General features: G+C 62.4%; 26 protein-coding genes and 1 pseudogene. 15 read left to right on the forward strand and 12 right to left on the reverse strand.

Annotated features, from left to right (window positions below):
• Window positions 1-32 precede the first annotated feature (32 nt).
• The 3 genes from RI444_RS22900 to RI444_RS22910 are packed head-to-tail and all read right to left on the reverse strand — an operon-like array spanning window position 33 to window position 3,158.
• Window positions 33-1,529 carry a chromosome partitioning protein ParA gene (locus RI444_RS22900; RefSeq protein ID WP_316963947.1) on the reverse strand — a complete coding sequence of 499 codons (1,497 nt, stop codon included), beginning with the start codon at window positions 1,527-1,529 and terminating at the stop codon, window positions 33-35.
• Between the two features lie 43 nt (window positions 1,530-1,572).
• Window positions 1,573-2,082 (reverse strand): hypothetical protein, encoded by a 510-nt coding sequence (locus tag RI444_RS22905; RefSeq protein ID WP_316963948.1) that lies wholly within the window; start codon window positions 2,080-2,082, stop codon window positions 1,573-1,575.
• Window positions 2,079-3,158, reverse strand: coding sequence for a CHAP domain-containing protein (locus tag RI444_RS22910; RefSeq protein ID WP_316963949.1), 1,080 nt, complete (start codon window positions 3,156-3,158; stop codon window positions 2,079-2,081). Before RI444_RS22910 ends, RI444_RS22905 begins: the two co-directional genes overlap by 4 nt.
• A gap of 265 nt (window positions 3,159-3,423) precedes the next feature.
• On the opposite strand from RI444_RS22910, the gene RI444_RS22915 reads away from it, so the two are divergent.
• The 14 genes from RI444_RS22915 to RI444_RS22980 all read left to right on the forward strand — a co-directional run bounded on the left by RI444_RS22915 (window position 3,424) and on the right by RI444_RS22980 (window position 11,609).
• On the forward strand, window positions 3,424-4,161 hold the full coding sequence (locus tag RI444_RS22915; RefSeq protein ID WP_316963950.1) for a hypothetical protein: 738 nt from the start codon (window positions 3,424-3,426) through the stop codon (window positions 4,159-4,161).
• Entirely contained in the window at window positions 4,158-4,919 is a 762-nt protein-coding gene (locus RI444_RS22920) for a hypothetical protein (protein WP_316963951.1), read from the forward strand. Before RI444_RS22915 ends, RI444_RS22920 begins: the two co-directional genes overlap by 4 nt.
• Window positions 4,920-4,928: 9 nt before the next feature.
• The gene (locus RI444_RS22925; protein WP_316963952.1) at window positions 4,929-5,228 is read left to right on the forward strand and encodes a hypothetical protein; all 300 of its coding nucleotides are present in this window, start codon (window positions 4,929-4,931) and stop codon (window positions 5,226-5,228) included.
• A 177-nt stretch (window positions 5,229-5,405) separates the two neighbouring features.
• Window positions 5,406-5,642: a hypothetical protein gene (locus tag RI444_RS22930; RefSeq protein WP_156784058.1), complete on the forward strand. Its 237-nt coding sequence runs from the start codon at window positions 5,406-5,408 to the stop codon at window positions 5,640-5,642.
• Window positions 5,643-5,985: 343 nt separating this feature from the next.
• The gene (locus RI444_RS22935; RefSeq protein ID WP_316963953.1) at window positions 5,986-7,140 is read left to right on the forward strand and encodes a hypothetical protein; all 1,155 of its coding nucleotides are present in this window, start codon (window positions 5,986-5,988) and stop codon (window positions 7,138-7,140) included.
• 365 nt (window positions 7,141-7,505) lie between these two features.
• The gene (locus RI444_RS22940; RefSeq protein ID WP_316963954.1) at window positions 7,506-7,703 is read left to right on the forward strand and encodes a hypothetical protein; all 198 of its coding nucleotides are present in this window, start codon (window positions 7,506-7,508) and stop codon (window positions 7,701-7,703) included.
• A gap of 12 nt (window positions 7,704-7,715) precedes the next feature.
• Complete coding sequence (locus RI444_RS22945) at window positions 7,716-8,066, forward strand: hypothetical protein (RefSeq protein ID WP_316963955.1); 351 nt, start codon at window positions 7,716-7,718, stop codon at window positions 8,064-8,066.
• Window positions 8,067-8,119: 53 nt separating this feature from the next.
• Complete coding sequence (locus tag RI444_RS22950) at window positions 8,120-8,401, forward strand: hypothetical protein (RefSeq protein WP_316963956.1); 282 nt, start codon at window positions 8,120-8,122, stop codon at window positions 8,399-8,401.
• A complete protein-coding gene (locus RI444_RS22955) occupies window positions 8,398-8,733 on the forward strand; it encodes a hypothetical protein (RefSeq protein WP_316963957.1) in 336 nt (111 codons plus the stop codon). Before RI444_RS22950 ends, RI444_RS22955 begins: the two co-directional genes overlap by 4 nt.
• An 82-nt stretch (window positions 8,734-8,815) precedes the next feature.
• Window positions 8,816-9,211: a hypothetical protein gene (locus tag RI444_RS22960; protein WP_316963958.1), complete on the forward strand. Its 396-nt coding sequence runs from the start codon at window positions 8,816-8,818 to the stop codon at window positions 9,209-9,211.
• 70 nt (window positions 9,212-9,281) lie between these two features.
• Window positions 9,282-9,647, forward strand: coding sequence for a hypothetical protein (locus tag RI444_RS22965; RefSeq protein WP_316963959.1), 366 nt, complete (start codon window positions 9,282-9,284; stop codon window positions 9,645-9,647).
• 93 nt (window positions 9,648-9,740) lie between these two features.
• Window positions 9,741-10,373 carry a ParA family partition ATPase gene (gene parA / locus RI444_RS22970; protein WP_069695459.1) on the forward strand — a complete coding sequence of 211 codons (633 nt, stop codon included), beginning with the start codon at window positions 9,741-9,743 and terminating at the stop codon, window positions 10,371-10,373.
• Window positions 10,374-10,385: 12 nt separating this feature from the next.
• Entirely contained in the window at window positions 10,386-10,613 is a 228-nt protein-coding gene (locus tag RI444_RS22975) for a hypothetical protein (protein WP_316963960.1), read from the forward strand.
• Window positions 10,614-10,703: 90 nt separating this feature from the next.
• Window positions 10,704-11,609, forward strand: coding sequence for a hypothetical protein (locus tag RI444_RS22980; protein WP_156784059.1), 906 nt, complete (start codon window positions 10,704-10,706; stop codon window positions 11,607-11,609).
• 13 nt (window positions 11,610-11,622) lie between these two features.
• Here RI444_RS22980 and RI444_RS22985 read toward each other — a convergent pair.
• From RI444_RS22985 to RI444_RS23025, 9 genes and pseudogenes are all read right to left on the reverse strand, one after another.
• A pseudogene (locus RI444_RS22985) lies at window positions 11,623-12,200 on the reverse strand (recombinase family protein).
• A 185-nt stretch (window positions 12,201-12,385) separates the two neighbouring features.
• Window positions 12,386-13,129: a PP2C family serine/threonine-protein phosphatase gene (locus tag RI444_RS22990; protein ID WP_251425534.1), complete on the reverse strand. Its 744-nt coding sequence runs from the start codon at window positions 13,127-13,129 to the stop codon at window positions 12,386-12,388.
• A gap of 24 nt (window positions 13,130-13,153) precedes the next feature.
• Window positions 13,154-13,837: a vWA domain-containing protein gene (locus RI444_RS22995; RefSeq protein ID WP_251425466.1), complete on the reverse strand. Its 684-nt coding sequence runs from the start codon at window positions 13,835-13,837 to the stop codon at window positions 13,154-13,156.
• Window positions 13,838-13,862: 25 nt separating this feature from the next.
• On the reverse strand, window positions 13,863-16,304 hold the full coding sequence (locus RI444_RS23000) for a protein kinase domain-containing protein (RefSeq protein WP_316963961.1): 2,442 nt from the start codon (window positions 16,302-16,304) through the stop codon (window positions 13,863-13,865).
• Window positions 16,301-16,729 (reverse strand): helix-turn-helix domain-containing protein, encoded by a 429-nt coding sequence (locus tag RI444_RS23005; RefSeq protein ID WP_316963962.1) that lies wholly within the window; start codon window positions 16,727-16,729, stop codon window positions 16,301-16,303. The genes RI444_RS23000 and RI444_RS23005 overlap by 4 nt, the downstream gene beginning before the upstream one ends.
• A 484-nt stretch (window positions 16,730-17,213) precedes the next feature.
• On the reverse strand, window positions 17,214-18,026 hold the full coding sequence (locus RI444_RS23010) for an AAA family ATPase (RefSeq protein ID WP_193594591.1): 813 nt from the start codon (window positions 18,024-18,026) through the stop codon (window positions 17,214-17,216).
• Window positions 18,023-19,450, reverse strand: a complete 1,428-nt coding sequence (locus RI444_RS23015; RefSeq protein ID WP_316963963.1) for a Mu transposase C-terminal domain-containing protein — start codon at window positions 19,448-19,450, stop codon at window positions 18,023-18,025. Before RI444_RS23015 ends, RI444_RS23010 begins: the two co-directional genes overlap by 4 nt.
• Before the next feature lie 41 nt (window positions 19,451-19,491).
• Entirely contained in the window at window positions 19,492-20,097 is a 606-nt protein-coding gene (locus RI444_RS23020) for a recombinase family protein (RefSeq protein WP_193594589.1), read from the reverse strand.
• A gap of 177 nt (window positions 20,098-20,274) precedes the next feature.
• Entirely contained in the window at window positions 20,275-21,228 is a 954-nt protein-coding gene (locus tag RI444_RS23025) for a LysR family transcriptional regulator (protein ID WP_316963964.1), read from the reverse strand.
• Between the two features lie 106 nt (window positions 21,229-21,334).
• Here RI444_RS23025 and RI444_RS23030 point away from each other — a divergent pair, with 106 nt between their 5' ends.
• Window positions 21,335-22,522 (forward strand): TDT family transporter, encoded by a 1,188-nt coding sequence (locus tag RI444_RS23030; RefSeq protein ID WP_316963965.1) that lies wholly within the window; start codon window positions 21,335-21,337, stop codon window positions 22,520-22,522.
• Window positions 22,523-22,591 lie beyond the last annotated feature (69 nt).

A 22,591-nucleotide genomic window follows, 5' to 3' on the forward strand; every position in this document is an offset into this window, starting at 1 on the left:
GTTCCTCCTTCCTTTCGTTCGCTGTTGGCTCTCTAGAAGCCCTTGGCGACGGCCGCCGCGGCCGCCAGCCATGCCCGCTGGGTCGCGGGCTGCAGGGCTTCATGGCGGATAGGCCCGTTGACCAGGGCCGGGTCGTACGGGATACGGACGACGGCGCGCACGAACGGTTCGAAGCCGTCAGCGATCCGCTGAGCTTCGGCTTTGGCGCGTTTCAGGGCGTCTCCAGTCATGCTGCGTTTGGCGTCGGTGGATTCGGAGACGATCACGACGGCGTTGCGTGCCAGGTCGGCGTCGTGGCCACCACGGGATTCGAGGGTCTGCAGCGTCAGCCGGGCTGCTTCTGCTCGATCCTCTATAGCGGTGACCGGGACGACGAGCTGGTTGGTGTGGTCGATCATCCGCCGCCAGTTCGCTGCCCGGGCGGTATTGCCGGAGTCCATGATGACCAGCCGGTAGTAACGGGTGAGGACCTGGTGGGCGATGTCCACTTCCTCGGCGGTGACTTCGTGGTCGCCTTCTTCGTTTTCGTCAGAGCGCAGCACGTCGAACTTGTCGGCGGTCTGGTGGTGGACGAACTTGGCGATCTCGGCCGCGTTCGTGGACGGTGACAGCAGCTCGGTGGAGGAATCGATCAGGTCCAGGACGCTGCGGTCGTGGGCGCCTTTCTCGGTCCGCCAGCCCAGGGTGCCCTGGGATTCATTGTTGTCCCACGCCACCGTTGCCGCGCCGCTGTAGCGGGCAAGGATCGCCGAAAGCATGACGACCGTGGGGGTCTTGTTCGCCCCGCCTTTGCGGTTCACCACGGCGATGGTCCGCGGACCGGGCCAGTGCTGGCTGACGGTGCGTATGTCTTCGCGCTCGGCCAGCTCCTCCTCTGAGGGATCCATCCGGAGGCCCAGGCGGGTCAAGGTCCCGCGCCAGCCCTGCGTGGCCGGCTCCAGCACCGGGGCGCTGACCAGGAAGGAGGTCTCCTTCAGGCTGCGCCGGGACTGGGGTTCCTCGGGAGCCGCAGCAGCTGCCGATTCAGCCTCAGCGACGCCGATCCTCTGGACGGCTGGACTGACAGGGCCCGGTTCTTCAGTTTCTATGGGAGTGGGGGGCCAGGGCTGGCGGTCAATAGCCGCCGCCGTAGCTGCGCCCCGGCCAGGCTGTGTAGGGACGGTTGACGGCTCAACAAGGGGGATGGTCTCGACGACTGCAGGGGCTGCCGCCTCGGCAGTGATCGCTGGGGCCGGTGCCCGACGGCGGGCCGGACGGGGGACATAGCTGACAGATTCGATCTTGTTATCGGGGTGCACGATGAGTTCACCGTGCCCTTCGGGATCCTCGATCTGGACCCTGACGGGGCGCTGCAAGGTCTGTGCTTCGGTAACGACGAGGGCGAGGGCGTTGTCGCGGAGCTCCTGCAGTGTTTGGCCGTCGGGAACGGCACGGGAGTTACCGGCAACGACGACTTCGGCGGTGCGGTTGTCGCGGATGATGGCCTTGATGTTTGGAAAGGCCAGGATCTCGGTTGATGTACTAACCATGAGCTTTCTTTCTTTACGTGTGTCAGATGGACAGCTGCGGCGCTTAGGGCGTTGGTGGTGTCAGGCGGTTGACCTTCCATGGGGCGTCCTTGCCTGTGCGGAGCAGCTGCAGCGAGTAGGTTCCGGCATTGGTGCGGACAGCAGCTGTGACCCCGTAGCCGTTGGCTTCATCGATCGTCAATGTGGCCGGACCGGTGACGCGGTTAGCCAGGATGTTGGTAGGGTCCACGGCTGAGTAGTCGGCGGTGGCCTGCGGGGTGAGCCACCGGGCGAGGTCATTGGCCCACTGCTCTTCGCCGACCGAGGGACGGGCGAAGTCCGCCATTGCCCTCTCGGCGACATCCACTGCCCGGTCCTTGCTGGCCTGATCCCAGGCAATGCCCATCGTGGGCGGCACTGTCCCGCCCGGTGCCTGCGGGCCGCTGCCGGCGCTCAAGGACACGGGAGCCGAGGCAGTGGCCTGCGTTTCTGTGGAAGATGGATTCGTGTGAGCTGTCTGTGCGCAGCCAGCGCACAGCAGGGCCGTCGCGACGAGAACCACGGGTTTTCTCATTTCTTCTCCTCTTGGTTGGGCAGGTACAGGAACGCGGAGGCGACACTGCTGCTGACGGTGCGGGTGTAGTAGTTGTGGTCATCCGGGGGCGGGTTGCCGTTGTAGCCTTCCTCGACGTAGGTCCCGTTGTCCTTGACTTCCTTGACCACGGCCACGTGGCCGAACGTCGGGTCCGATCCGCCCACGCCTGGCGCGTACCAGACGACCGCACCGACCCGGGGTGTGTGTCCGGTGGGCCAGCCCTTGGCGTCCCATCCGGCTTTCCACGTCACGGCGGAACCGAGGCCCTGCCCGTCAGGGCGGAAGTTCCCGTTCAGGAACTTGAACGGGGCACCGGTGGACCCCATCTGCTGGTTAACCCTCCACAGGGCGAAGTCAACGCATTCGCGGTAAAACATGCCCAATGGCGAGGCGGCCGCGGAGCCTGCCCCTACCTGCAACCAGGTCGGAGAGTTTTTCCACGGGTAGTCATCCCCCGCACCGGACTTCCCTGGGATGGCGCAGTCACTGCTCTCGAGGGAGAAGTCCCCGCCCGAGAGCGCCTGGACGAGCTCGACGGCTTCAGGCCAATACTTGTGGTAGTGGTACGGGTCCGCGTTCCGCTGGACTTTGTTCCCGGCGATAGTCGGCTCCAGAAGTTCCCAGCCCGGTACGGCTTGTAGCGCCTTGATGAAATTGGTGGCGCTGATCGTCGGATCCATGCGATCCGCATAGGAGCCCCACGCGCCGTTGTCGCGCTGCTGGAACAAGCCGCGGGAGTCGGGCCCGGGACCGTCGCCGTAGTCCAGCGCACGCAGTCCCGACTCCCCTAAAGCCACCATGACGCTGATGGTCTGACCCTTTACGGAGAGGTTCAGCGCTTTACCGGCGCCCATGACAGCGGCGGCGTTCTGCAACTGTTCAGCGCTGTATCCCTCCACTTTCGTGTTTCCGTCCAGGGCCACGGCTGCCGGGCCACAGTCCGCCGCCGCAGGTCTCGCAGGACTCAGCAGAACGATGAATGAGCAGACCAGCCCGAAAAACAGCCCGGGAATGACGATCAAGGCCACGAGCGCCAACGACTTCCGTTGGTTCATCGTGTGGTCCGTTCTCTGACGAACGACCTTAGGTCTTGCACGACCGTCCCCTCCCCCGGTGCGCCGAAACTCGCGTCTTCGACTAGGCATCTGGCCAAGGCGTCGGGAGTGCGTCCCCTGATGGGCGGAACCCCTCCCCGGCTAAACTCGGCCAAGAAGCTAAAATAAAGATAGATACCAAAAATTGAGTTTCTAGAAATACTTAACTATTGGTAGCAGTTTAGCAGGTTCATTGTCATGCGTCCTGTCACGTCAAGGAGTGTTTGTGCCCGTCTCAGCCAAAGAGTTCAAGAGCTGGCTGGACGCTGCGTCCATCAGCACTTCGCCGGCTGCCCTCAGTGCACTGACGGGCCTTAACCGCGGAACCCTGGGAAACCAGCTGCGGAGAGGGAACGTGGCTGAATCGACTGTCGTCGCCGTAGCACGGGCAGCCGGGCTAGGGGTGCTTCAAGCTCTCACGGCTTTTGATGGATATCGCGACGTCCTCTCCCGACCCGTGGAACCGTCCGCTGCCGAAGTTTTGAGCCAGGTCCACCACGCGGATCTCATGGCAGAGCTGCAATTTCGGACGTCAAAGACCCATTACCCCCGCGAACTCAGAAGCCACATTCCACTTATTGAGTTTCCGCACGATGGCTCCCACCGCGCCTGGGTGGACGCACTGGATCCGGGAGACCTCCGACACCGCATGGCCGCGGAATCGGGAATGGCACTGACGTACATCATCACGTCCCTCACGGAGAACCGTCTCTCGCCGCACCTTGCCGTAGCGGCGTCCCGGGCGACCGGCGGGTCATTCGCCTCAGGGCTCGTCGTTGTTGGCCTGGTAACGCCGGCAGAGGGCGGCTGGCAGGTGCGTGCACGCGAGGACGAACTGCTGGAGGTTTCCGATGACGCCCTTGTGGAGTTGATTTCAGGGCGCATCAACCTCCTGCAGCGCCGAGTGAAACAGCGCAAAGAGGCCCGCGAATACGCAGAGAAGATGACGGAGCTCCTGGGATGAATGTGCTGGCCGTTGTACCCACTCTGATGCTCATTCTCTTGGGGAGCCTGACGTTCAAGCGCCTCAATGCCCCTACTACGGGATATCAGCATGCACTCAAGGGAAAAGGCAGAAACGTCGCGCTGTCAGGAATATTCCTCACACTGGCTTACCTGCTTCTTGTACCACCCGTGTATTACGCAGTCGACTCCATCATGCCCATCACGAACGCGACGGACTTGCTTTCGAAATACTGCGCTCTGGTCGCCGTGGCGTTTCTTGGAGGCCATCTCAGCCAGGCCTACGGTTCAACATTCGCCAGACGCTGGACCGTAGGCATGCCCGGGGCGGTCATTCTCGGCCTCACCGCTACAGGCCTCCTGCTGACGGTTCTGGCCACGGACGGCCCCGCTCCCTCCCCTCAACTGCTTGATTATGCAACGCAGCCCAGCGTCCGCCTTAACACCTGGCTGGTCCTGATCTATGTTGCCTACGTCGTAGCACCCCTGATTCGGCCGGCCTACTTGGACGCCCGTCGGAACCCTTTCGCCATTGGGAAAGTGGCGTCCGGGATGATCGCTGGAGGCTTCACGCTGTCCTTGCTGCGGGCCGGTAGCTATCCCGCGGAATGGTATGGATCCAAAGAACTCGTCTACGTGTACATGCTCATCTCCTACGCCTCGACCGCCTTGGTCGTCATTGGCCTTGCGCTGTTTGCATATGCGCGACGCCAGAAAAAGCCAGAACGTGAGCTGGGATCCGCCCTGTCGATCGACTAGAAGGACGCCATGACTACTCCCCAACAGGCAAAGACAGCCGTGCAGAAGGTATTGGCAGAGGTCCCACGTGAGCACGAGGCGGCGTACCAGGTCATTTACGCCGCAGTCCGTATCTGTGTGGAGGCTGGCATGGAGCGGAAGGCAGCCGCTAGATTTCTCGGCATCTCACGTTGGCGCATCGACAAACAAGGCCGTTACTTCCGCTCGCTCAGAGCTACCCGGGAGCTGTTCCGCGGGGCTTTCAGCGCTACCGCCGCGCAGACGGCCGCTGGGCCCGTCGATGAGATAGTGCGGCGGGCATGGTCGTGACATGCAGGTTCGACCCATATCCAAAATTTTTGGAGTTTATGACATATTGGAGTCATGGACTTTTCACCACGTGTCATGAGGGCCCGCGAAACCACGGTATGGACGCCGAGCAAGATTAAGCTCGACACACCCGCGCGGATCCCTGCGTATGCATTCGTCGCGTGACACGTTAAAGCCATGAGTGCACAACCAGGACGCGTCCGTCACCCCGACGGCATTGATCTGGTGCTCCTGCAGGGCCGAGTGAGGCCGGAGCGCCGCAAAGCCATCAACAGCGCAGCTGCGAACTCTGGCCGGTCAGTCGGCCTTTACCTTGAGGACCTGGTCCTCTACTTGGAGAAGAACGGCGGACTGCCGGTCTTCCCCAAGATAAACCGACAAGCTGAGGAGCTGCCTATACAGGCCGCTTCTTAAACGAAAGACCCCGCACTAGGTGCGGGGCTTCCGAAATCCTTCCATCACCGTCTCTGTTTGGCGACTGTGCCGGCGATGGATACCAGAACCTTCCCGCGAGGGACGGTCCCTTTGTGTTCCCTTCAAACTGAAAGGTCTTGTCCCCCTTATGGTACCGGACCCTGCCCGGGCGTCAACGCACGTCCCGGCCCGAGTTGTGCCCTGCGGCGAGCAGGGAAAGGCCACGCCGAGAATCCCCGGGTATGTGGCGGTGCAGGGCTTGCCTGGCGTCTGGAAGCAGCGCGACCACGCGCTACTAGGCGAGCATTCGAAACGCACCGAAGCCCCCCGGCGCCTTAACCGAATGGTGGAACGGAACGAGGAAAACGTCCTTCGCGCCGTCCCTGAGGGCAGCTGCGCGCTGACCATGGACTTCGACTGGCTGGAAGCTATCCGCCAACACCCCAAGCTCACTTGGCGCAGATCCGACTTCCGCCGAAACCTCCTCGCCGTGGCCTCGCTTTTACTTCTGGGCTTCGACTTCAATAGCCACACGGTGACCCCGGGCAACGCCTACCTGTTGGCCTCAGCCGGTATCGGCCAAGGCACCCTGGGCCGCATCAAACGCTGGCTGATGCGCCACGGATTCCTCGCCATCGTCGCTGGCGGCCGCTCAGCGATCTACACCCCCAAAAACTGCAGCGGGGAGACCAACCTCTTCAAGGCCGGCGAACGCGAAGAACGGATGGCCGACAGGGCCGTCTACGTCCTTTGCCGTCCCGCCACCGAAGAGGAACTGGCCAGGTTCGGTGAAGAAGAAGTCCAGCGCATGGAATCCAAGTGCAAATTGGACCCGCTTCTGGGCATGTTCGGACTCGCTGTGGACATAAATGGCAACCCTAACCTGCCCAAAGGGAAATCAACCCCCAAAAGCATAAAGGTGTGGGCTTCGCCCACACTGAAATCTTATTTTGAGGCGGCCACTAAATGGGTGGCCGCTATGACGGCCGCTCGTACAGATCTGCAATGGCCAGCTGACAAAACGACAAGCGCCAATGACAAGGCGACCCGCGACTTCAACGAGTTGCAAGCGGCCCGTACCGTCCAATGGCACTCACCGCCACTCCGTAAGCTGCGCTCACGCCACCTCGCCCGGATCCTGGCGCCCTTTTTCCGTGCCGGTTACACACCAAACGATGTCCTGCACGCTCTCGACACCAAACCCGACGGCACCGAGCACCGTCACGATGGTTTCCACGGCGCGTTGAACCTTCCCGCGCTCCTTCAAAGCAGACTCAACCACTGGCGGGTTAACGGCCAGCCTGTCTACAGCCGGCGGCAACGCGCCTTGCAGCGCTCCGAGGCGGCAAAAGCCCAAGCGAGGGCCGAAGCCCAGCGGATCCAGCAGCAAACAGCTGAACGCCGCTCAGACACTGTGCGTGCGTCCTGGCGAACAAGGTTCGCTGATGACTACCAAAAGGGACTTCAGGAGGCTGCCGTACGCGGCACCACGCGCTGACGCCCAATATGGACCGCTTTGAGATTTATCCTCCGGTCTCCACCGGCCCACAGTGGGGACAGCGCAAAACCGGAACAGTTTCCCATGGTCCAAGCCTGGGCGTTGCCGTCTCCCCTACCGTCTCGGTCGGGACTTTTTCAGCCGGGACGACATACATCTACCGTGCGGGGCCGGCATGGGGCGGGCACAGGAACCGTGGCGGCGTGGCCGGCTTCTAAGGCACAGGGGGCTCCCAGCGAGCTACTGGCGGGGATGACCACAACCAGGAACCGCACAAATCGAGTATTTCTCCTAGGGGGGCTAGAATAAAAGTTCCTAGGGGGGCTAGAATAGAAGTGTCAGCAGCCGACTGAGAGGAATTGAAAATGCTCACCGAAACCACCTATCCAAGCGGAAACTCCGTCACCTTCGACCACGAAGACAAGTGGTTTCAGACCTTCGGAGCCACCAACAACATCCTCAGCGGTGACTACGTGGCCGCCGGAGGAACCGGGCGCCAGCACTTCTGGATCGACAAGGAAAGCCTGCAGGCATACATCCCCGCTGCCATCCGCCACGAATGAAGGAGCACCGCCATGATCCGCAAGTGCATTGCCCTCGTCATCCCCGCGCGACTCAGCGACGAAGTCACAGCCAACCGCCAAGACGTCCGCCACGGCACCTTTGAAGCGCTGTACGGACAGTTGGACTGCATCGTCAATGGGGACTGGCAGGTCTACCTCAGGGCCGACAGCCGGAACCTCCACCCCAACGTACGAGCAGGGCAACTACTTCGGGAGACAGGCCTCTACCTGCCCGAGGTAGCAGGCACCGCTGTTTACCTGGGACGCGCGGAATACGGCTGGGACACCGACGCCCCAACCCATCTGATCCGCCTCGCAGAAAAGTTATTCGACACCCGCCTAGCCGCAGTGGAATTCGTTTAGCCAGCCCATGGTGGCCGGGACCCCGGCCACCCCCTCCCCAGGAGCCCGGAACCATGAGCATCACCGTCTACACCATCACCGATGAAACAGGCCGTGAGTGCAGTAACTGCTCCGCCACCAAGAAGGCCATGGACCGCCAGAGAATCACCTACCAGGTAAAGGAGATGACAGCGATGGAGCGGGACACTTTCCGGCAGGCCGGCCACATGGCCGCGCCGTCGTCGTCACCGGTTCAGATTCATGGTCAGGCTTCCGCCCCGACAAAATTCTCACCCTCAAATGAGTATCTACTCATTTACTCAGTTGAGTATCAATCGCGAAAGGAAAGATCATGACGGAGTTAGCCGGCCAGCTCACACTGTTCGACGTAGAGCGGTTCCCCAGCGTAATTGACCCTGAAGGTTACGAAATCGCCTACTGCCCGGCATGCCATTCCAACTGGGGAGCCGAACTTGCCCGTACCCGCAGAAGCGAGCAAGAGCGGATCGAGCAAAACCACGAACTACAGGCGGATGGCCGCTGCGCCTACATGCACAAGCATCTCGTTACGGAGCCCTTTTACACGCTCGAAGAGATGCAACTGATCCGCGTGGGAGGATGGCCCCTGCCTTACCCACGTCCTGCCGGTTTCACGGGGCTATACCAGCTCAACGAGGAATCCTGCTAGCCCCCCTGCGATAAGTGCTCTAGGGGGACTAGCGTAGACACGGACAGCTGCCCGGGCCGCCAGGAAAGGACTCCCCCAACGCATGACAACCAAACGTGAGTTTGAAGCAATCGCCCATAAAGAGGGCAAATGGTGGGAGATACGTATCCACCAGATCAACCAGGCAGCCCGCGCCAGCCGCGCAAAAGACATCCAGGACATGGCTGCCGACCTCGTGGCCACGACGCTCAACCTCGATCCAGAAGACGTAACGGTGCACGTCACCCTCAGAGCGCCTGGAAACATCATGGAACGCTGGACCCAAGCCCGGAACGATCTGGAGAAGGCCCAAGAACTATCGACAAAGGGAGCCGCGGAGTCCCGCGCCGTCATCGCCGAACTGAGCGAGGACTTCACCATCACCGAAGTAGCCCGCATGCTCGGCATCTCCACGCAGCGCGTATCCCAGCTGAAAGCGAAGAAGGCACCAACCGCATAAGCCCGACATAGGCAGTCAGACCACAACCGTAGGCTGACTCAGAAATGCTCATCTCAGAGAGGAACGCACCATGGATGACGAGACCCCCGAAGTGATCCGCGCGGCCGATGACGCCTACGAGGCCATTCGCTCAATCAACCACCTGACCATCACGCAGATCCACCCGGCCCCTACCGTTTATAGCGTCTTAGGAAATCTCAAGGGCCTAGGCCACATGCTGCCGCAGGCGTGCACGCAGCTCGCCAAATCCCTTGGCCGCTCTCTGGACGAATACGACGTGTACGAGGACGACGGCAGCGATCCCATTCAGAGCGTGGCCGCTGCTACCGACCATCTCACAAGGGCCGCGCAGTTGGCCGCCGAACTGGGCGCCGAACTGGAGAAAGCGCAGAGCGCCATTTCCCGCCAAGGTTACAGGGACACGCCGCTCCCCTAGCCTCACTCAAATACTCATTTACTCATGGAATACTCAAATGAGTATTAGCTCAACTACTCATTTGAGTATTTCGCGTAGAACAGGACGCCGCACGTGAAAGTCATCGCAGTTCTCAATCAAAAAGGCGGGGCCGGCAAAACAACCATTGCCACGCATGTCGCCACGGCGCTTAGATTGGCCGGCCATACCGTACTGCTTGTGGACTCAGATCCTCAAGGCAGTGCGCGGGACTGGGCCGCAGCCCGCGAAGATCATCCGATGCCCGTAGTGGGGATGGACCGACCAACGATTGAACGGGACCTTAAGAGCATCGCCCCCGTGGACTTCGTCATCATCGACGGCGCCCCACAAGCCGCAGACCTCGCCGTGTCGGCCATCAAAGCCAGCGACTTTGCCCTCATCCCCGTGCAACCGTCGCCCTACGACATCTGGGCCACATCCGACCTAGTTGACCTGGTGAAGCAGCGAATCGAAATTACAGACGGAAAGCTGCAGGCAGCTTTTGTAGTCTCCCGCGCCATTACTGGAACGAACATCGGAAAAGAAGTCTCCGGGATCCTGGAAGGCTACAACCTTCCCGTTCTGCAATCCCGGGTGCACCAGCGGGTTGACTACCCAGGAACCGCAGCGGGGGGATCTACCATCCTGGAGGACTTCCCGGGGTCGCCCGGGGCCAGAGAGATCCAAGAGCTCACCAACGAACTCCTTACGCTCGTGAGCAAATGAGGAAATGAGTAAATGAGTAGCTTCTCTAAGCTGTCCACTGGGCGCCCCAGCCAGTCCGCCACAGCCAAAGCCAAACTGATGGAAAGCCTTAAGGATGAGGTTCCAGCTGAGCGGCTTCAGCGGGTGAACTTTGAAGTCCCCAGAAGTAAGCATGCCAAGCTCAAAATCCTCGCCGCCAAGCGCAACCAAAGCGTCAAGGAGTTCCTGACCGCCTACATAGACTCGTTTCCAGATGAGTAGTTACTCATTTGAGTATTTGAGTGGGGGAGCGGATCCCAGAACACTATCTAGTTTTGCTTGGAAACGTGGGGACTTGGCATGAATGGCCGCATGACGCTGCCCATCTGGGAGAGCCTTGTCGCCGAAACCCAATTCGCCTCCGATCTGGCCTTGGCCGGGCTTCGTAGACTGTGCTCCGTCCCGACGGCTCCTGATTTGTTCCCCTGGGGCAGTAAAGATCAGAACTACGCACTTCATGTCGGGATGCACTCGTATTCGTCCGGGTTGGAGCGCCTGTGCAAGCTGGCTATCGCCTGCAACGGGTACGCCGTCGCTGGCGAGTTCCCGAGGCTGCGTGACTACTCCCACAAGATTGGGAACCTGCTCAACGCGGTTGAGGAGTTGCCGCTGCCTCAGTCGGGCCCCAGCGTCGCGCCGCGCAAGATGGGATACCTCGTCCGCCCGCTGGACGCCCTCGACCCCGATGTCACGAACATGGTCGAGCGGTTCGCCAATGGGGCCGGCAGATACGAGCACCTAGATTCGCTTTGGAACGATGACACCGAGGTCAGTACGTACAAGGAATGGTCTGCACTTGCTGCAAGGGCTTCGATCTCGGAAGACGTGCGCCGACTGATCTCGATCAAGGAACGAGCGGCCGACGCAATCCAATCTGAGCTGGTTGACAACGGGCTCCTATGGACTTCGCAGCGAGTGATACAGGACCTGGCTCTTGACCTGTACAAGCCGTCAGTCGGGGTAGTGATGAGCCTTTTCCGGAAGGTCCGGTGGGTGTCCGCAAGCCTTGATGTGGCCACTTACTACACACGACAGGAACTGCCACTGCTGGGGGAGGTTGTCTCTCGTATCTTCATCCACACTTCTGCGGACTTCTTCAACTACCACATCGCCAGAATCGGGGACGAGGAGGCCGTGGGCGAAGAGCTCGAAGCCGCACACGAACGGATTCGCTTACGTGAGGCGGAAGCGGACGATGAAGGCCCCCTGGCGCCATGAGCAAACTTATGTCTTAGTCCTTATCGTCCTGGCGAGGCGGTAGGTGGCGATACAGCGTTGTTCGGGCCAGTCCCGTTTTGCTGACAATTTTCCGCATCGGGATGCCCTTCTCCCGCAGCATGGCGGCGTGTTCAAGCTTGTCAGGATCGACTACGGAAGGCCGGCCCGTCCGCCGGCCATGTGCCGTGGCCACCGCCCTCGCATGGGATGCCCGTTCGGACGCGTAGGTTCGTTCCATCTCTCCGAAAAGCGCCAGCATTACTACCGCCAGCTGCGCCATGGGGCTGTCCGGGTTCGATGTGTCGATTGGCAGGGGATCAGCCAGCGTCCGGAGGCCCACCCCGCGCCCTTTGCGCTCGTGCATTAGGTTCAGAGTGTCCCGCACCGTGCGCCCTAGCCGGTCCAAGGTATGAACAACGATCACGTCGCCGGCCCTGGCATGGTCCAACGCCCCCCAAGGCCGGGCCGGTCCCTTGTGGCTCCGGACCTCTTATCGGCGAACACTTTGGTGATGCCGGCGACCGCCAGCGCATCCAGTTGCCGCCCTAGGTCCTGTTTGGCGGTTGAGACTCGCGCATATCCGATTTCCATCCGAGCACCGTACCGAAAGTTGCGTCTGTGACCTCCTTCTATGGCGGGCGTTTTGGCATAACATGCGGGACACGAAGATTACGCGAAACGGTGCGGATCAGTGTCAGTTTCCAAAGTCGTCTGCACTGAATGTCCAAAGTCGCCTGCACAGCCCTGCTGGAGGATCCTTCCCTGAGAATGATGAGCTAACGGGGGCCGACTGCGTACCCCCGCCGCCCGAAAATGCCGATCGAGCAGTCGTCTTTGGTCGCAGCGCGAATCTGAGTGTTGATAGCCCGCTTCAGACGCCGTTTGTACTCAGGGTTCTTCGAGTGGCGGGTCGGTGCGGTGGCCGTGATCGCGATCAGCTTCTCGCATGCGGGTGCGAGCTGCCCCGATCGCTGGTCGTACAGGCTGGCACTCGTTCCATCGCTCATGAGGATGAAGCCGGACACCCCCTCCAGGGAGCCGCGGAACAGCCGCAGCGACGCGACCGCTTCGCTCGAAGTGATGAAGGTCGTGGCGTTGGCAAACTCTGCGTTGTCTGGGGCCGACGCGACCCTCAGCGCGCCGTGCTTCATATACCCAACAACGCCGTCGCCGACGTGGGCGATCACGAATCGGTCCTCCGACACAGCGACCGCCAGAAACGTCGATGCCAGATCGGCAACCTCGCAGCCGATCTTGTCCGCAGTCTCTGCGAGACCGCGACGGAGATGCTCAACGATGTCCTGCCTCGCTTGACCGGCATCGTCGCCGGTTGCAAAGTCATGGAAGCGCTCGACTAACAGATCGCAACCATCGTGGACCACTGACTGAGCCCCATACTCCGAGTATGCTGCCGACCCAGCGCCGTCGGCGAGGCAGAGCACCTGGATACCAGCGCGACGAGCGTATGCGGTCCGGTCCTGTCCTCGGGTGCCCTCGGCTTGGTGCCCTCGACCCCGCACCTGGTGATGGAACTCGTTGAACAACTAGAGCTCCGCCCAGCCGCGAAGTCCTTCCAGGTCGAGCTTCACGTTATCGCCCGGAGTAGACCGGGACACGCGGGAGACCGACTTGGAGAGCCACTCGAAAAACTCCTTGAACTTAAGTCCCTGCAGACGTAGCGGGGGGCGGTCAACCGGGCTGAAGCGGGTTAGAACTGCCATGTCGGCGTCTTTGCCGATCCCGATGGGGAAGACTGTCAGCTTCCGGGCTGCGATCAGTTCGGTCACGCGCTGGACTGCTCGTTCAAGCTCAGCCGGGCTTCCGTTGGGCTGTCCGTCGGTCATGAGCACGAGCCACGGCTGGTAGCAGAGGACGCCGCTGCCCGAGTAGACGGACTTCCGCTTCTCAAGGGTGTCCAGCGCAAGATTGACGCCCTCGCCGAGGAAAGTCAGGCCGGACGGGTCGATCGTCTCGATTCGTTCGAGTCGCTCGATGCTCGCGTAGTCCTGGATCAGCGTGGCTGCCGAGTTGAACTCGACAATGCTGACTTCTGCAGCGTCGTGTGCGTCGTCGTCTTCGTCGATGGCGTCGTAGAACAGGTTCACGCCCTCTATGAGCTCGCGGATCTTGTCGCCCATCATCGAGCCACTCGTGTCGATGCAGAGCGACACGGGGACGCGGGGAGTCGGGTTCTCGACAAGGTCGTTGGCGCCGATCTTGAGAGCCATTGCAGTGTTCCTTCCGTGTTGTTGTCTAGTTCCAGAACCAGTCAGCGATACGCGCCCAGAGGCCCTTCTTGGCAGCGGCCGCTGGTTGCGGCTGTGGCCGCGAGGCTCCAGTCCGGGCGGTTGCCGAGGTGCCAGATCCTGTCGCTGTCCTGGAGGAACTCGACTGGGAGATTCGAGATGCTGCGGCGGCAGTGCAGGCGGGATCGGAGAACTTGTGGCTGGTGGGTACGGGCTTGTAGCTGCGTTGATGCCAGGCGACATTGCCGTATGTGATGAATGGCTTTCCGCACCGCGTGCACAGGCGGGCCGGGTCCAGGGTCGCCTGCTTCGTCTGGCATGCCGGGCAACGCCCATAGGTCAGCTGCGACTTGGGGGTGGGGGTACGGCAATCGCTGCAAGCGACGAGTTGGCAGTTGGAGCAGAGTCCGTTGACGAGGTACTTCGTGCGGGTTTCCTTGCCGCAGTTGGCGCACTTCGCATAGTCGCTCTTCTGGTAGCAATCCCAACAGCGGCCGCCGTAGATCAGCGCGTTGGCCGGCTTGCGCTTCCCGCACTGGCTACAGGTCGTCTTGGTCTGATTGCAGTCGTAGCAGAGCATCGGCTCGTAATAGGACTGGGTGTCCTCGTCCCATTGCCCCACGATCGCGTTGGGTCGTTCGCACTGTGGGCAGTCTCGGATTGGCGTGTCCGGGCGGAATGCTCGGAAGCGGAAGGGGTAGACCTCGTTCGACATGGGGTCGAAGTCATCGGGGCCGCCGAAGAACGCGCTGTACTCACGGAACGCCTGGAGCCACTCTGCCGCACTCGGCCTCCGCTCGTAGCGCTTGCCGTCGCGGTGGAAGGTGTTCCAGAACAGCGACTTCACGGGGAACGGCAGATGGCTCCACATGAACTTCCAGTTGCCCTCGGGCTGATCTCTGTCCGAAGCGCCCTGGAACTGGTACGGGAACTTGCCTCCGGCAATCAGATCGCTCGGATCGCTCGTGTCTGCCCCGGTGCGAGCATACGGATATTGGCCGGTCATCAGGATGTTGAAGAGCATCGTCGCCACCGCGAAGTTCTCCTCCTGCATGGTGCGGAGTCGGGAGGCGTATTCTCCGGTGACCGTCGGGGCCGTGAACATTGGCGTCCCGACGGCGCACGGATAACCCTCAAGCTGCCACGAGTCCGCGTCGATGATCCACACGACCTTCGATGAGTCGACCATGACGTTCTTCGGATTGATGTCGCCAACCAGAATGTTGAGCGAGTGCAGGTAGGAGACCTTCTCCAGGAACGAAACGCAGACGTCGACCAAGTCGCTTTTCGTCCAAGTGGGATACGCCTTTTTGAAGCGCCCAGGGTTCGTCACAGTTCGCTGAAGTTCGCGGCCACTCGCGCGCGGCATTATGTAGCCAAGGAAGTCTCCGTCGGTCGTAGCGAGCGTTGCGATCGGAAACGCGACGCCCTCGCGGCTCAGCCCTCGCGACGACATCAGGTCGAGCTTCGAGCGGCGATGTTCGGTGCGACTGTCCTTGTCGAAGATCTTCGCGACCCGAGTTGGCTGTCCTTCGATTTCATAGACTCGACCTTCTCCGCCCTCGCCGAGGAGCGCGCCGAGTCTGACGACTTCCTGGCCGGCGAGGTTGAGGGAGATGATGCTTTCGCCCTCGCTGGGAATCTGAACAGCAGACAGCGGCTGATCGGGGCCGCGAAAACGAGCGGACTTGGAGAACGGTTTGGCTACATGGCCCGCCGAAATCGACGCGGTAGCCAGGCCGTGCGAAGCCACCCCCTGCCCCGCGGTTCGTGGTGCCCGCTTCACCCATGACTGGAGTCCGAAGGCCGCCTGGACCTGGGGTAGAAGCTCCTTGAGCTCGTCGACGTCCTGCCGGTCCGCGAAGGTCGCGGTGCCATCGTCGACCTTCTGCTGCTTGGCGTCCAGCTTCATGGCACAGCGCCCGTAGAGTGTCTGGTCGTCCTCGATTACCACAAAGCCGTCGCTCGTAAGCGTGCCAGCGACAAGTCTCCGCGCGAGTTGTGCCGAGCGGAGCCGAATGCGGAGCTGCAGTGTGATGTCATCAGTGACGACACACATCTCGTAGCGGTCGCCGGCCCAGTCCACGACCCTGAGGAAGCTGTCGTCGGCGTAGCGCGCGGAGTCATCCCCGAGGTCGGTGCGGACGAGCCCCTTCGTCTCGGCGTCTTCGAGGAAGGTCAGGGCGATGCGGGATCGTCGGACGGCCTCCACCTGTTCCTCGACCACGCGGGACGAGTGCTTCCCGGCATACTTCTCCAGTTCTCGCACGACCTTCGTCGGCACCACGATCGGGTTCCTCTGCGCGACGATCGTCGGGGCGGTCCGTTCGAACAACCGTTTGAGCCCACCGGTCCAGCGGGAGTGGTTGTCCATGAAGATGTTCGTGTCGATGAAAAGTCGTCGCTCGGCCTGCGTGAACTCAGTCGGGTCCAGCTCAGTCCTACTCACCGGGCCTTCTCCGCTCGGTGGCGGAACGTCACGTTGCTCCGACCGCCGGCGCTCACGCGGCTCGTGAACTCGGACATGGCCTCCGCCGCCCGGCCGCGACTTACCTCACGAGCGCGCTGGTACGCGAGGATCTCCTCGGCCGAAATCCGGTGATGCGTACCGACCATCTCAGCCACGATCTCGTCGGCTTCAATGAGCTTCATCAGCGTGGGGCGCGAGACGCCAAGCATCGCCGCTGCCTCGGTCGTACTGTAAAGGTCCTTGATTGGGACGACGACGGCGCCGGACACGCTCTCCGCCTCAAGGAGTGCAAGCACCTTCTCGGCGGTGCGCACGGGGAGTTTGAGCGTCACCTCGATGGTGTCCCCTCCGCCCTCGATAGCGTCGCGGAGCACATCGGCTGCCTCATCTGCTGAGCCGGACACTCACACTCCTATTGTTACAACTGACTCTAAGTGCTGTAAGTGTAAGCCAGTGAAGCGAGTGGCACAAGCCGAAACTAGGGGTGGGACCAAGACCCGCAAACGAAACTGGACTTGCCAACCGGGGGCGCTATTCCCACCCCCCAGAATCTAGAACCATGCATTCCCCGCCATGGGGCGTGGGAAGGTTTCAGGCGTACTTGGGTCCCACCCCCATATGACAGCTGAGGGGCCTCCCGGCGCGCCGGGGTTCCCGAGCATCCTCAACGCTGCACCCGCGGCGTCTCGAAACCCTTGGGATACGAGACGTCTCACCGGCGCTGCCCCTCAAGATCCTGATTCCTATGAAATCTCGTGACTTCTCTGCGCCCGGCGTTTCTCATAACTATGTCTCGAAACCTTCTGCTTGAATTGCCGTACTAATCATTAGTTATGAGTGTGACTGTTAGTTCGGAATGGCGGCTTTTCTGCAGGTCGGTTTGGCGGTTTAGGTGATTCCGATGACGAGTGTTGAGCGTGCAGCTTCGATGACGTCGTCGGTGATGGTGTTGAGCTCGTTGATTTTCATGACGCGCTCGACCTGTATGAAGAGCCGGTCGATGAGGCGGAAGTTTCCCCTGGTTATGCGGGCGACGGCGGCAATGGCCTGGGCGTCAGTGAAGTCGTCAGGGTCCAAGGCTTGCCCTAGCTTGTGCCAGCGGCGCTGCAGGACGAAATGCAGTTCTTCCTGTTCGAGGGGCCGGTATTCGTGGGCGAATCCGACACGGCTGTAGAGCTGGGGGTAGCGGCTGAACCATTTTTCGATCCCGGGCATGCCGATGAGGATCAGGGCTACGTTGTCGCGGTCGTAGCGGTCGCGCAACAGTTCAAGGGCTGTGGCGTTGAGGCGTTCTGATTCGTCAATAATGAGCAGCTCGACATATTTATTGACGCGGGTGTGGGGCCCTGTCCCCTTGCCGATGTCTGACAGGTGTTGGTCCACGCAGATCGACACGCGTGTGCTGGTGTGCTCGATGTCCGCGTGTATCTGTTTGGGGGTGGTGAGCACGGCGGGGGTGTAGAAGACGGTGCGGGAGCGGGAGAGTGCGGCGTAGACCTGGTGATCGGATTCTTCCCGGGGTCCCCACTCCTCCAGTAGCTTCTGTGCTTTGTGCCAGTTGGCATAGCGTCTGGCGGAGAGGGTCTTTCCGATTCCGGCCTGCCCGTAGCAGATGCCGATCGTGTGCTGGCGGCGCACCGCGTCCGCGAACTCCACAAACCGGCGGTGCTCTTTGGTGGCGATGAAGCTTTGCGTGGTCACAGGTCATCCTCCAGGTATGTGCGTAGCTTTGGGCGCTTCGTGGGTTGCTCGACAGAGGGCGGCGCCGAAGCTGGCTTCGGTGACGCTAAATCCGGCAGGTGCCGGGCCACGACGGCGATGCGCTGGTTTATTTGTCCGCGCAGTTCGCGGCGTCTGGCCGAGCGTGCGGCCTGGATGTCCTTGAGGGTGAGGGTTGAGGTTTCGTGGTCGGGGTCTACGGCTTTGCAAATGAACTGGTTCTTGTGGAAGATGCGGATCTCTGTGATGTCCCGGGGGTCGTAGCGGACAATGACGGGTTCGCGGACGTAGGCGGCCAGCAGTGGGGAGACGTACCTGAGTCCTTGGAAGTGCACGCCGTCGCGGTGGACGATCCGCGGTTTGGCAACGGTCAACAGGAGCAGGTTCAGTTCGTCCATGGTTGCCGGGAGCCGGGGCAGCCAGCCGTCCCCTACCCAGGCTTGGTGCGGGGTCGCCTTGATCTCTGGATGCTTCCGCTGGTGATAGTCCTCGATGATGAAGCGGCCGATGGCGGCATCCAGCTCTTTGAGGGTCAGCACCGGCGCGGGCGGCGTGTAGCCGCGGGTCAGGTGTCCGGGCAGTTCGGCCAGCAGCTCCGTATTGACGGTGCCGAAGAAGCGTTCAATTTTTCCGCGTCCCTGGGGTCTGGCGACTGTTGAGTAGGTGATTTCGAAGTGGAGGTCCTTCGCCGTCTGGGTGAGGTGGTTGCTGGTGAAGTCTGAGCCGTGGTCAACGTAGAGAACGTCGGGGATCCCGCACATCGGCCACCCTGGTCCGGGCTTGGGCCAGATGGCCTGCCGCAGTGCCAATGCGGTGTTCAGGGCCGATGGCGCCCCGAGGAAGATGGTGTAGCCGCAAATCGCGCGGGAGTAATCGTCCACGATGGTGGTGAGCCATGGGCGCGCCGGTTTCATGTTCGCGTTCAGCACGAGGATGTCCAGTTCGGTGTGGTCGGCCTGCCAGATCGCGTTCGGCCCCTCGGCCCGGTGCCGCCATGCCAGTTCATAGGTGTCACGGTAAGCGGCCGTTCCCAGCTGGGCGAGTGTCTTCATGCCGGGGTCAACGCCCGCAATGATGGAGCGGACGGTGCTGTAGGAGAGGGGTGGCCAGCCGTGGTCGGCGGCGACGCGGTTGGCTTTGCGGGCGATGGCAGCCACAGATAGGGGCGGGTTCACCAAAGCCAGCCCTTCGACGAGTGCGACCAGCTCGGAGGTGCTCCTGCGTCGGGTGGTCCCTCGGTTTGCACTAGCCAGTCCGGCGATGCCGTTGCGTTTGTGGGCCGCGTGCCAGCGCTGCAGTGTCCGAAGTCCGATGCCTTCGTGCTCAGCAAGGGCAGTAAGGGGCACGCCGTCTTCGATATGCCGGCGAAGGATTCGCCAGCGCACCAACGCTGTCTGGTCAGGCATGGAGGCAGTGTTACCGGTGAGGGTACCGCTGCCTCCGGCCGTCACCGGACTGTTTTCTGCCCTGAACGGCGCCGCGGCACGGCAGGGGCCGGTTCGCGCCGGAGTGCCCGGTAGACGGTGGTCCGGCTGACGCCCAGAACCTCGCCGATCTTCTCGACCGTCATGTCCTTTTGCTCATACATCCGGCGGGCGGTCCGGAGCTTGTCCTTGGTCAGCAACGGGGGCCGGCCGCCAACGCGCCCGCGCGCCCGTGCCGCCTGAAGCCCTGCGCTAGTCCGCTCACGGATCAGGTCCCGTTCGAACTCCGCCAGCGCCGCGAACACATGGAAGACGAGACGTCCGCCCGAGGAAGTTGTATCGATCGCCTCCTGCAGGGACCGGAACCCGATGCCACGCTCCTGGAGATCGGCGAGCTGGTCAATCAGATGTCGGATAGACCGGCCAAGCCGGTCCAGCCGCCACACAACCAAAGTGTCCCCGGGCCGCAGCTGATCCAGAACCTTGGTCAGTTCCGGCCGGGACTCCAGAGACCCGGAAGCCGTGTCCGTGAAGATGCGGTAGCAGCCGGCCGCCTTCAACGCGTCCTGCTGCAGAGCCGCGTCTTGGTCCCCGGTCGATACCCGGGCGTAGCCCAACAGATGTCCCATGCGCCCAAATGTACCAATACCCGTCAACCAGCAGAAGAACCGGCACATAGAATTCGGCACTGAGTTCCGCTACAAAATTTAGGGGTGCCCCGAATCTTTTGAACTCGTCTGGTTGTTTGTAGCGGAAACGGTCGTTTTAGGCAGCCGAACCTCCCTACTTCGCGAAGTCGCCTGGTTTCATGACTTACGGCGGGTGCCGGCTCCCGGGACAGCTCTGGCGGCGATGGCTGCCAGGTCACGGGCCGGGCCGGGCGGTGGTGTGGGGCCGGTCTGCCAAAGGGCGGTCAGGGTGCGGCGCAGGGGTAGCCCGCGGACGGGAACGGCGATGAGCCGTTGCAGGGCGAGGTCGTCGCGGACGGCCAGTGCGCTGAGTACTCCGGGGGCTGTGCCGGCTGCGATGGCGGAGCGGACGGCAGCTGTCGTGGAGAGTTCCACCAGCGGATCTGCCAGGGGCGGGGCCCCTGCGGTGGTGAGCAGGTGTTCGAGGGCGTCCCGGGTTCCGCTGCCGTGTTCCCGGGCGACCAGCGCGGTTGTAGCCAGTTCGGCTGCTGTGACGGGGGTCCGGCGCCGGGCCCAGGGGTGGTCCGGGGCGACGACCACGACCATGTCATCGTTCTGTACCGCCGCTGCGCTCAGGTCCGGGGGAAGGTGCGGGCTTTCGATGAAGCCGATGGCTGCCTGACCGGATCGGACCAGGGCTACGGTGGCTTCACTGTTGTTCACCGTCAGCTCCACGACGGTGGGGACGAGTCCGAGGCTCTCCTGCTGGCGGCGCAGCGCGACCAGCCAGAGCGGCAGCAGGTGTTCGGCGATGGTCTGGCTGGCCGCGACCTTTAGTTGCCGGGCGGTGTCGGATCGGAGCGAGGCGATTCCGGCGTCCAGGCGTTCCGCGGCTGCGAGGACCTCCGCCGCCCACCCTGCGACCAGTGCACCTGATTCTGTCAGGGTGGATCCCCGCGGTGTCCGGGTCAGCAGGGCGGATCCGATCTGGGACTCCAGGGAACGCATCCGGGAGGAGACAGCCTGCTGGGACAGTCCAAGGTGTTTCCCGGCGGCGGAGAGGGATCCCAGATCATGGACCGCGGCGAGCATTTCCAGGGCGGAGAGATCCGGTATCCGGGGGCTGAGCATCGGGGAATCTCCTTCAGAAACGTCACATGTGGTACAAGTCCGGCTTGTACCCTGACAAGTGTATGCCCCCTACTGCGGCAGGTCCGGGACCGGGAGCATGGAAGGTATGGGAACACTGCTGCTGACCGCCGATAAACACCACCCCGCACCACCGGCACAGACCCGGGGCGGCCGCACCGGGGGCCGGCGCGTCCTGCGCCGTCTGGATAGGCCCTCGGAGCTGTTCGCGAACCTGACCCCGAACTGGTTCGCCTCCATCATGGGTACCGGGATCGTCGCGACCGCCGCCGCGACGCTGCCCCTGCAGTTTCCCGGCCTGCGCACTGGCGCCACCGTCGTCTGGGCTCTGGCGTCCCTGCTGCTGATCCTGCTGAGTGCCGCGACCGGGGTGCACTGGATCCGGCACCGGGAAACCGCCCGAAGCCACCACAGCCATCCGGTGATGGCGCACTTCTACGGCGCACCGCCCATGGCGCTGCTCACCGTCGGCGCCGGTACCCTGCTGCTGGGCAAAGACGTCCTGGGCGAACAGCTGGCACTCGGCATCGATACGGTGCTCTGGATCGCCGGGACCCTGCTGGGGCTGGCCAGCGCCGTCGCTGTCCCGTACCTGCAGTTCAGCCGGCACCAGGTCACACAGGACAGTGCGTTCGGCGGCTGGCTTATGCCCGTCGTCCCGCCCATGGTTTCGGCCTCCACCGGGGCCCTGCTGCTGCCCTACGTCCCGGCCGGGCAAGCACGCCTGACCCTGCTGATGGGCTGCTACGCGATGTTCGGACTGAGCCTGCTGGCCTCCATCATCATCACCACACTGATCTGGAACCGCCTCGCCGGGCATAAGATCGGGGCCGCCGCGGCAGTGCCCACCTTGTGGATCGTGCTGGGCCCGCTGGGCCAATCCATCACCGCCGCGAACCTCCTGGGCGGGAACGCCCACCTCGCCGTGTCCGGGACCCTGGCCCGGGCGATGGAAGCCTTCGGCGTCTTGTACGGGGTGCCGGTTCTGGGCTTCGCGCTCATGTGGGCCGCCCTCGCAACCGCCATCACGATCCGCACCGCCCGTCAGGGCCTGCCGTTCTCCCTGACCTGGTGGTCCTTCACCTTCCCCATCGGAACCTGCGTCACCGGCCTGACCGGCCTCGCCGCCCACACCCACCTCGCCGTGTTCGACGCAATGGCCGTCGCAGGCTACACCCTGCTGGTCGCCGCGTGGATCATCGTCGTCGCGCGGACCTTCCACGGCAGCATCCTCGAAGGCACCCTCTTCCAGAAGCCCGCAACGACCGCACCGTAGGCGGGCCGCAGCGGACCAGCAACCCGTCACGCAAACAAGCAACCGTTAACAGCGCCCGAAGGTGGCCTC

The sequence above is a fragment of the Paenarthrobacter sp. AT5 genome, from assembly GCF_032764245.1.
GTDB lineage: Bacteria > Actinomycetota > Actinomycetes > Actinomycetales > Micrococcaceae > Arthrobacter > Arthrobacter ureafaciens.

Excerpts from the sequence above, each read along its gene's own strand:
- RI444_RS22910 (WP_316963949.1), bottom strand. The coding sequence starts at position 3,158 with ATGAACCAACGGAAGTCGTTGGCGCTCGTGGCCTTGATCGTCATTCCC.
- RI444_RS23030 (WP_316963965.1), top strand. The coding sequence starts at position 21,335 with ATGGGAACACTGCTGCTGACCGCCGATAAACACCACCCCGCACCACCG.
- RI444_RS22995 (WP_251425466.1), bottom strand. The coding sequence starts at position 13,837 with ATGGCTCTCAAGATCGGCGCCAACGACCTTGTCGAGAACCCGACTCCC.
- RI444_RS22950 (WP_316963956.1), top strand. The coding sequence starts at position 8,120 with ATGAGCATCACCGTCTACACCATCACCGATGAAACAGGCCGTGAGTGC.
- RI444_RS22925 (WP_316963952.1), top strand. The coding sequence starts at position 4,929 with ATGACTACTCCCCAACAGGCAAAGACAGCCGTGCAGAAGGTATTGGCA.
- RI444_RS22975 (WP_316963960.1), top strand. The coding sequence starts at position 10,386 with ATGAGTAGCTTCTCTAAGCTGTCCACTGGGCGCCCCAGCCAGTCCGCC.
- RI444_RS22980 (WP_156784059.1), top strand. The coding sequence starts at position 10,704 with ATGACGCTGCCCATCTGGGAGAGCCTTGTCGCCGAAACCCAATTCGCC.
- RI444_RS22965 (WP_316963959.1), top strand. The coding sequence starts at position 9,282 with ATGGATGACGAGACCCCCGAAGTGATCCGCGCGGCCGATGACGCCTAC.
- RI444_RS22905 (WP_316963948.1), bottom strand. The coding sequence starts at position 2,082 with ATGAGAAAACCCGTGGTTCTCGTCGCGACGGCCCTGCTGTGCGCTGGC.
- RI444_RS22930 (WP_156784058.1), top strand. The coding sequence starts at position 5,406 with ATGAGTGCACAACCAGGACGCGTCCGTCACCCCGACGGCATTGATCTG.
- RI444_RS22940 (WP_316963954.1), top strand. The coding sequence starts at position 7,506 with ATGCTCACCGAAACCACCTATCCAAGCGGAAACTCCGTCACCTTCGAC.
- RI444_RS22955 (WP_316963957.1), top strand. The coding sequence starts at position 8,398 with ATGACGGAGTTAGCCGGCCAGCTCACACTGTTCGACGTAGAGCGGTTC.
- RI444_RS23015 (WP_316963963.1), bottom strand. The coding sequence starts at position 19,450 with ATGCCTGACCAGACAGCGTTGGTGCGCTGGCGAATCCTTCGCCGGCAT.
- RI444_RS22920 (WP_316963951.1), top strand. The coding sequence starts at position 4,158 with ATGAATGTGCTGGCCGTTGTACCCACTCTGATGCTCATTCTCTTGGGG.
- RI444_RS22960 (WP_316963958.1), top strand. The coding sequence starts at position 8,816 with ATGACAACCAAACGTGAGTTTGAAGCAATCGCCCATAAAGAGGGCAAA.
- RI444_RS22945 (WP_316963955.1), top strand. The coding sequence starts at position 7,716 with ATGATCCGCAAGTGCATTGCCCTCGTCATCCCCGCGCGACTCAGCGAC.
- RI444_RS23020 (WP_193594589.1), bottom strand. The coding sequence starts at position 20,097 with ATGGGACATCTGTTGGGCTACGCCCGGGTATCGACCGGGGACCAAGAC.
- RI444_RS22900 (WP_316963947.1), bottom strand. The coding sequence starts at position 1,529 with ATGGTTAGTACATCAACCGAGATCCTGGCCTTTCCAAACATCAAGGCC.
- RI444_RS23025 (WP_316963964.1), bottom strand. The coding sequence starts at position 21,228 with ATGCTCAGCCCCCGGATACCGGATCTCTCCGCCCTGGAAATGCTCGCC.
- RI444_RS22935 (WP_316963953.1), top strand. The coding sequence starts at position 5,986 with ATGGTGGAACGGAACGAGGAAAACGTCCTTCGCGCCGTCCCTGAGGGC.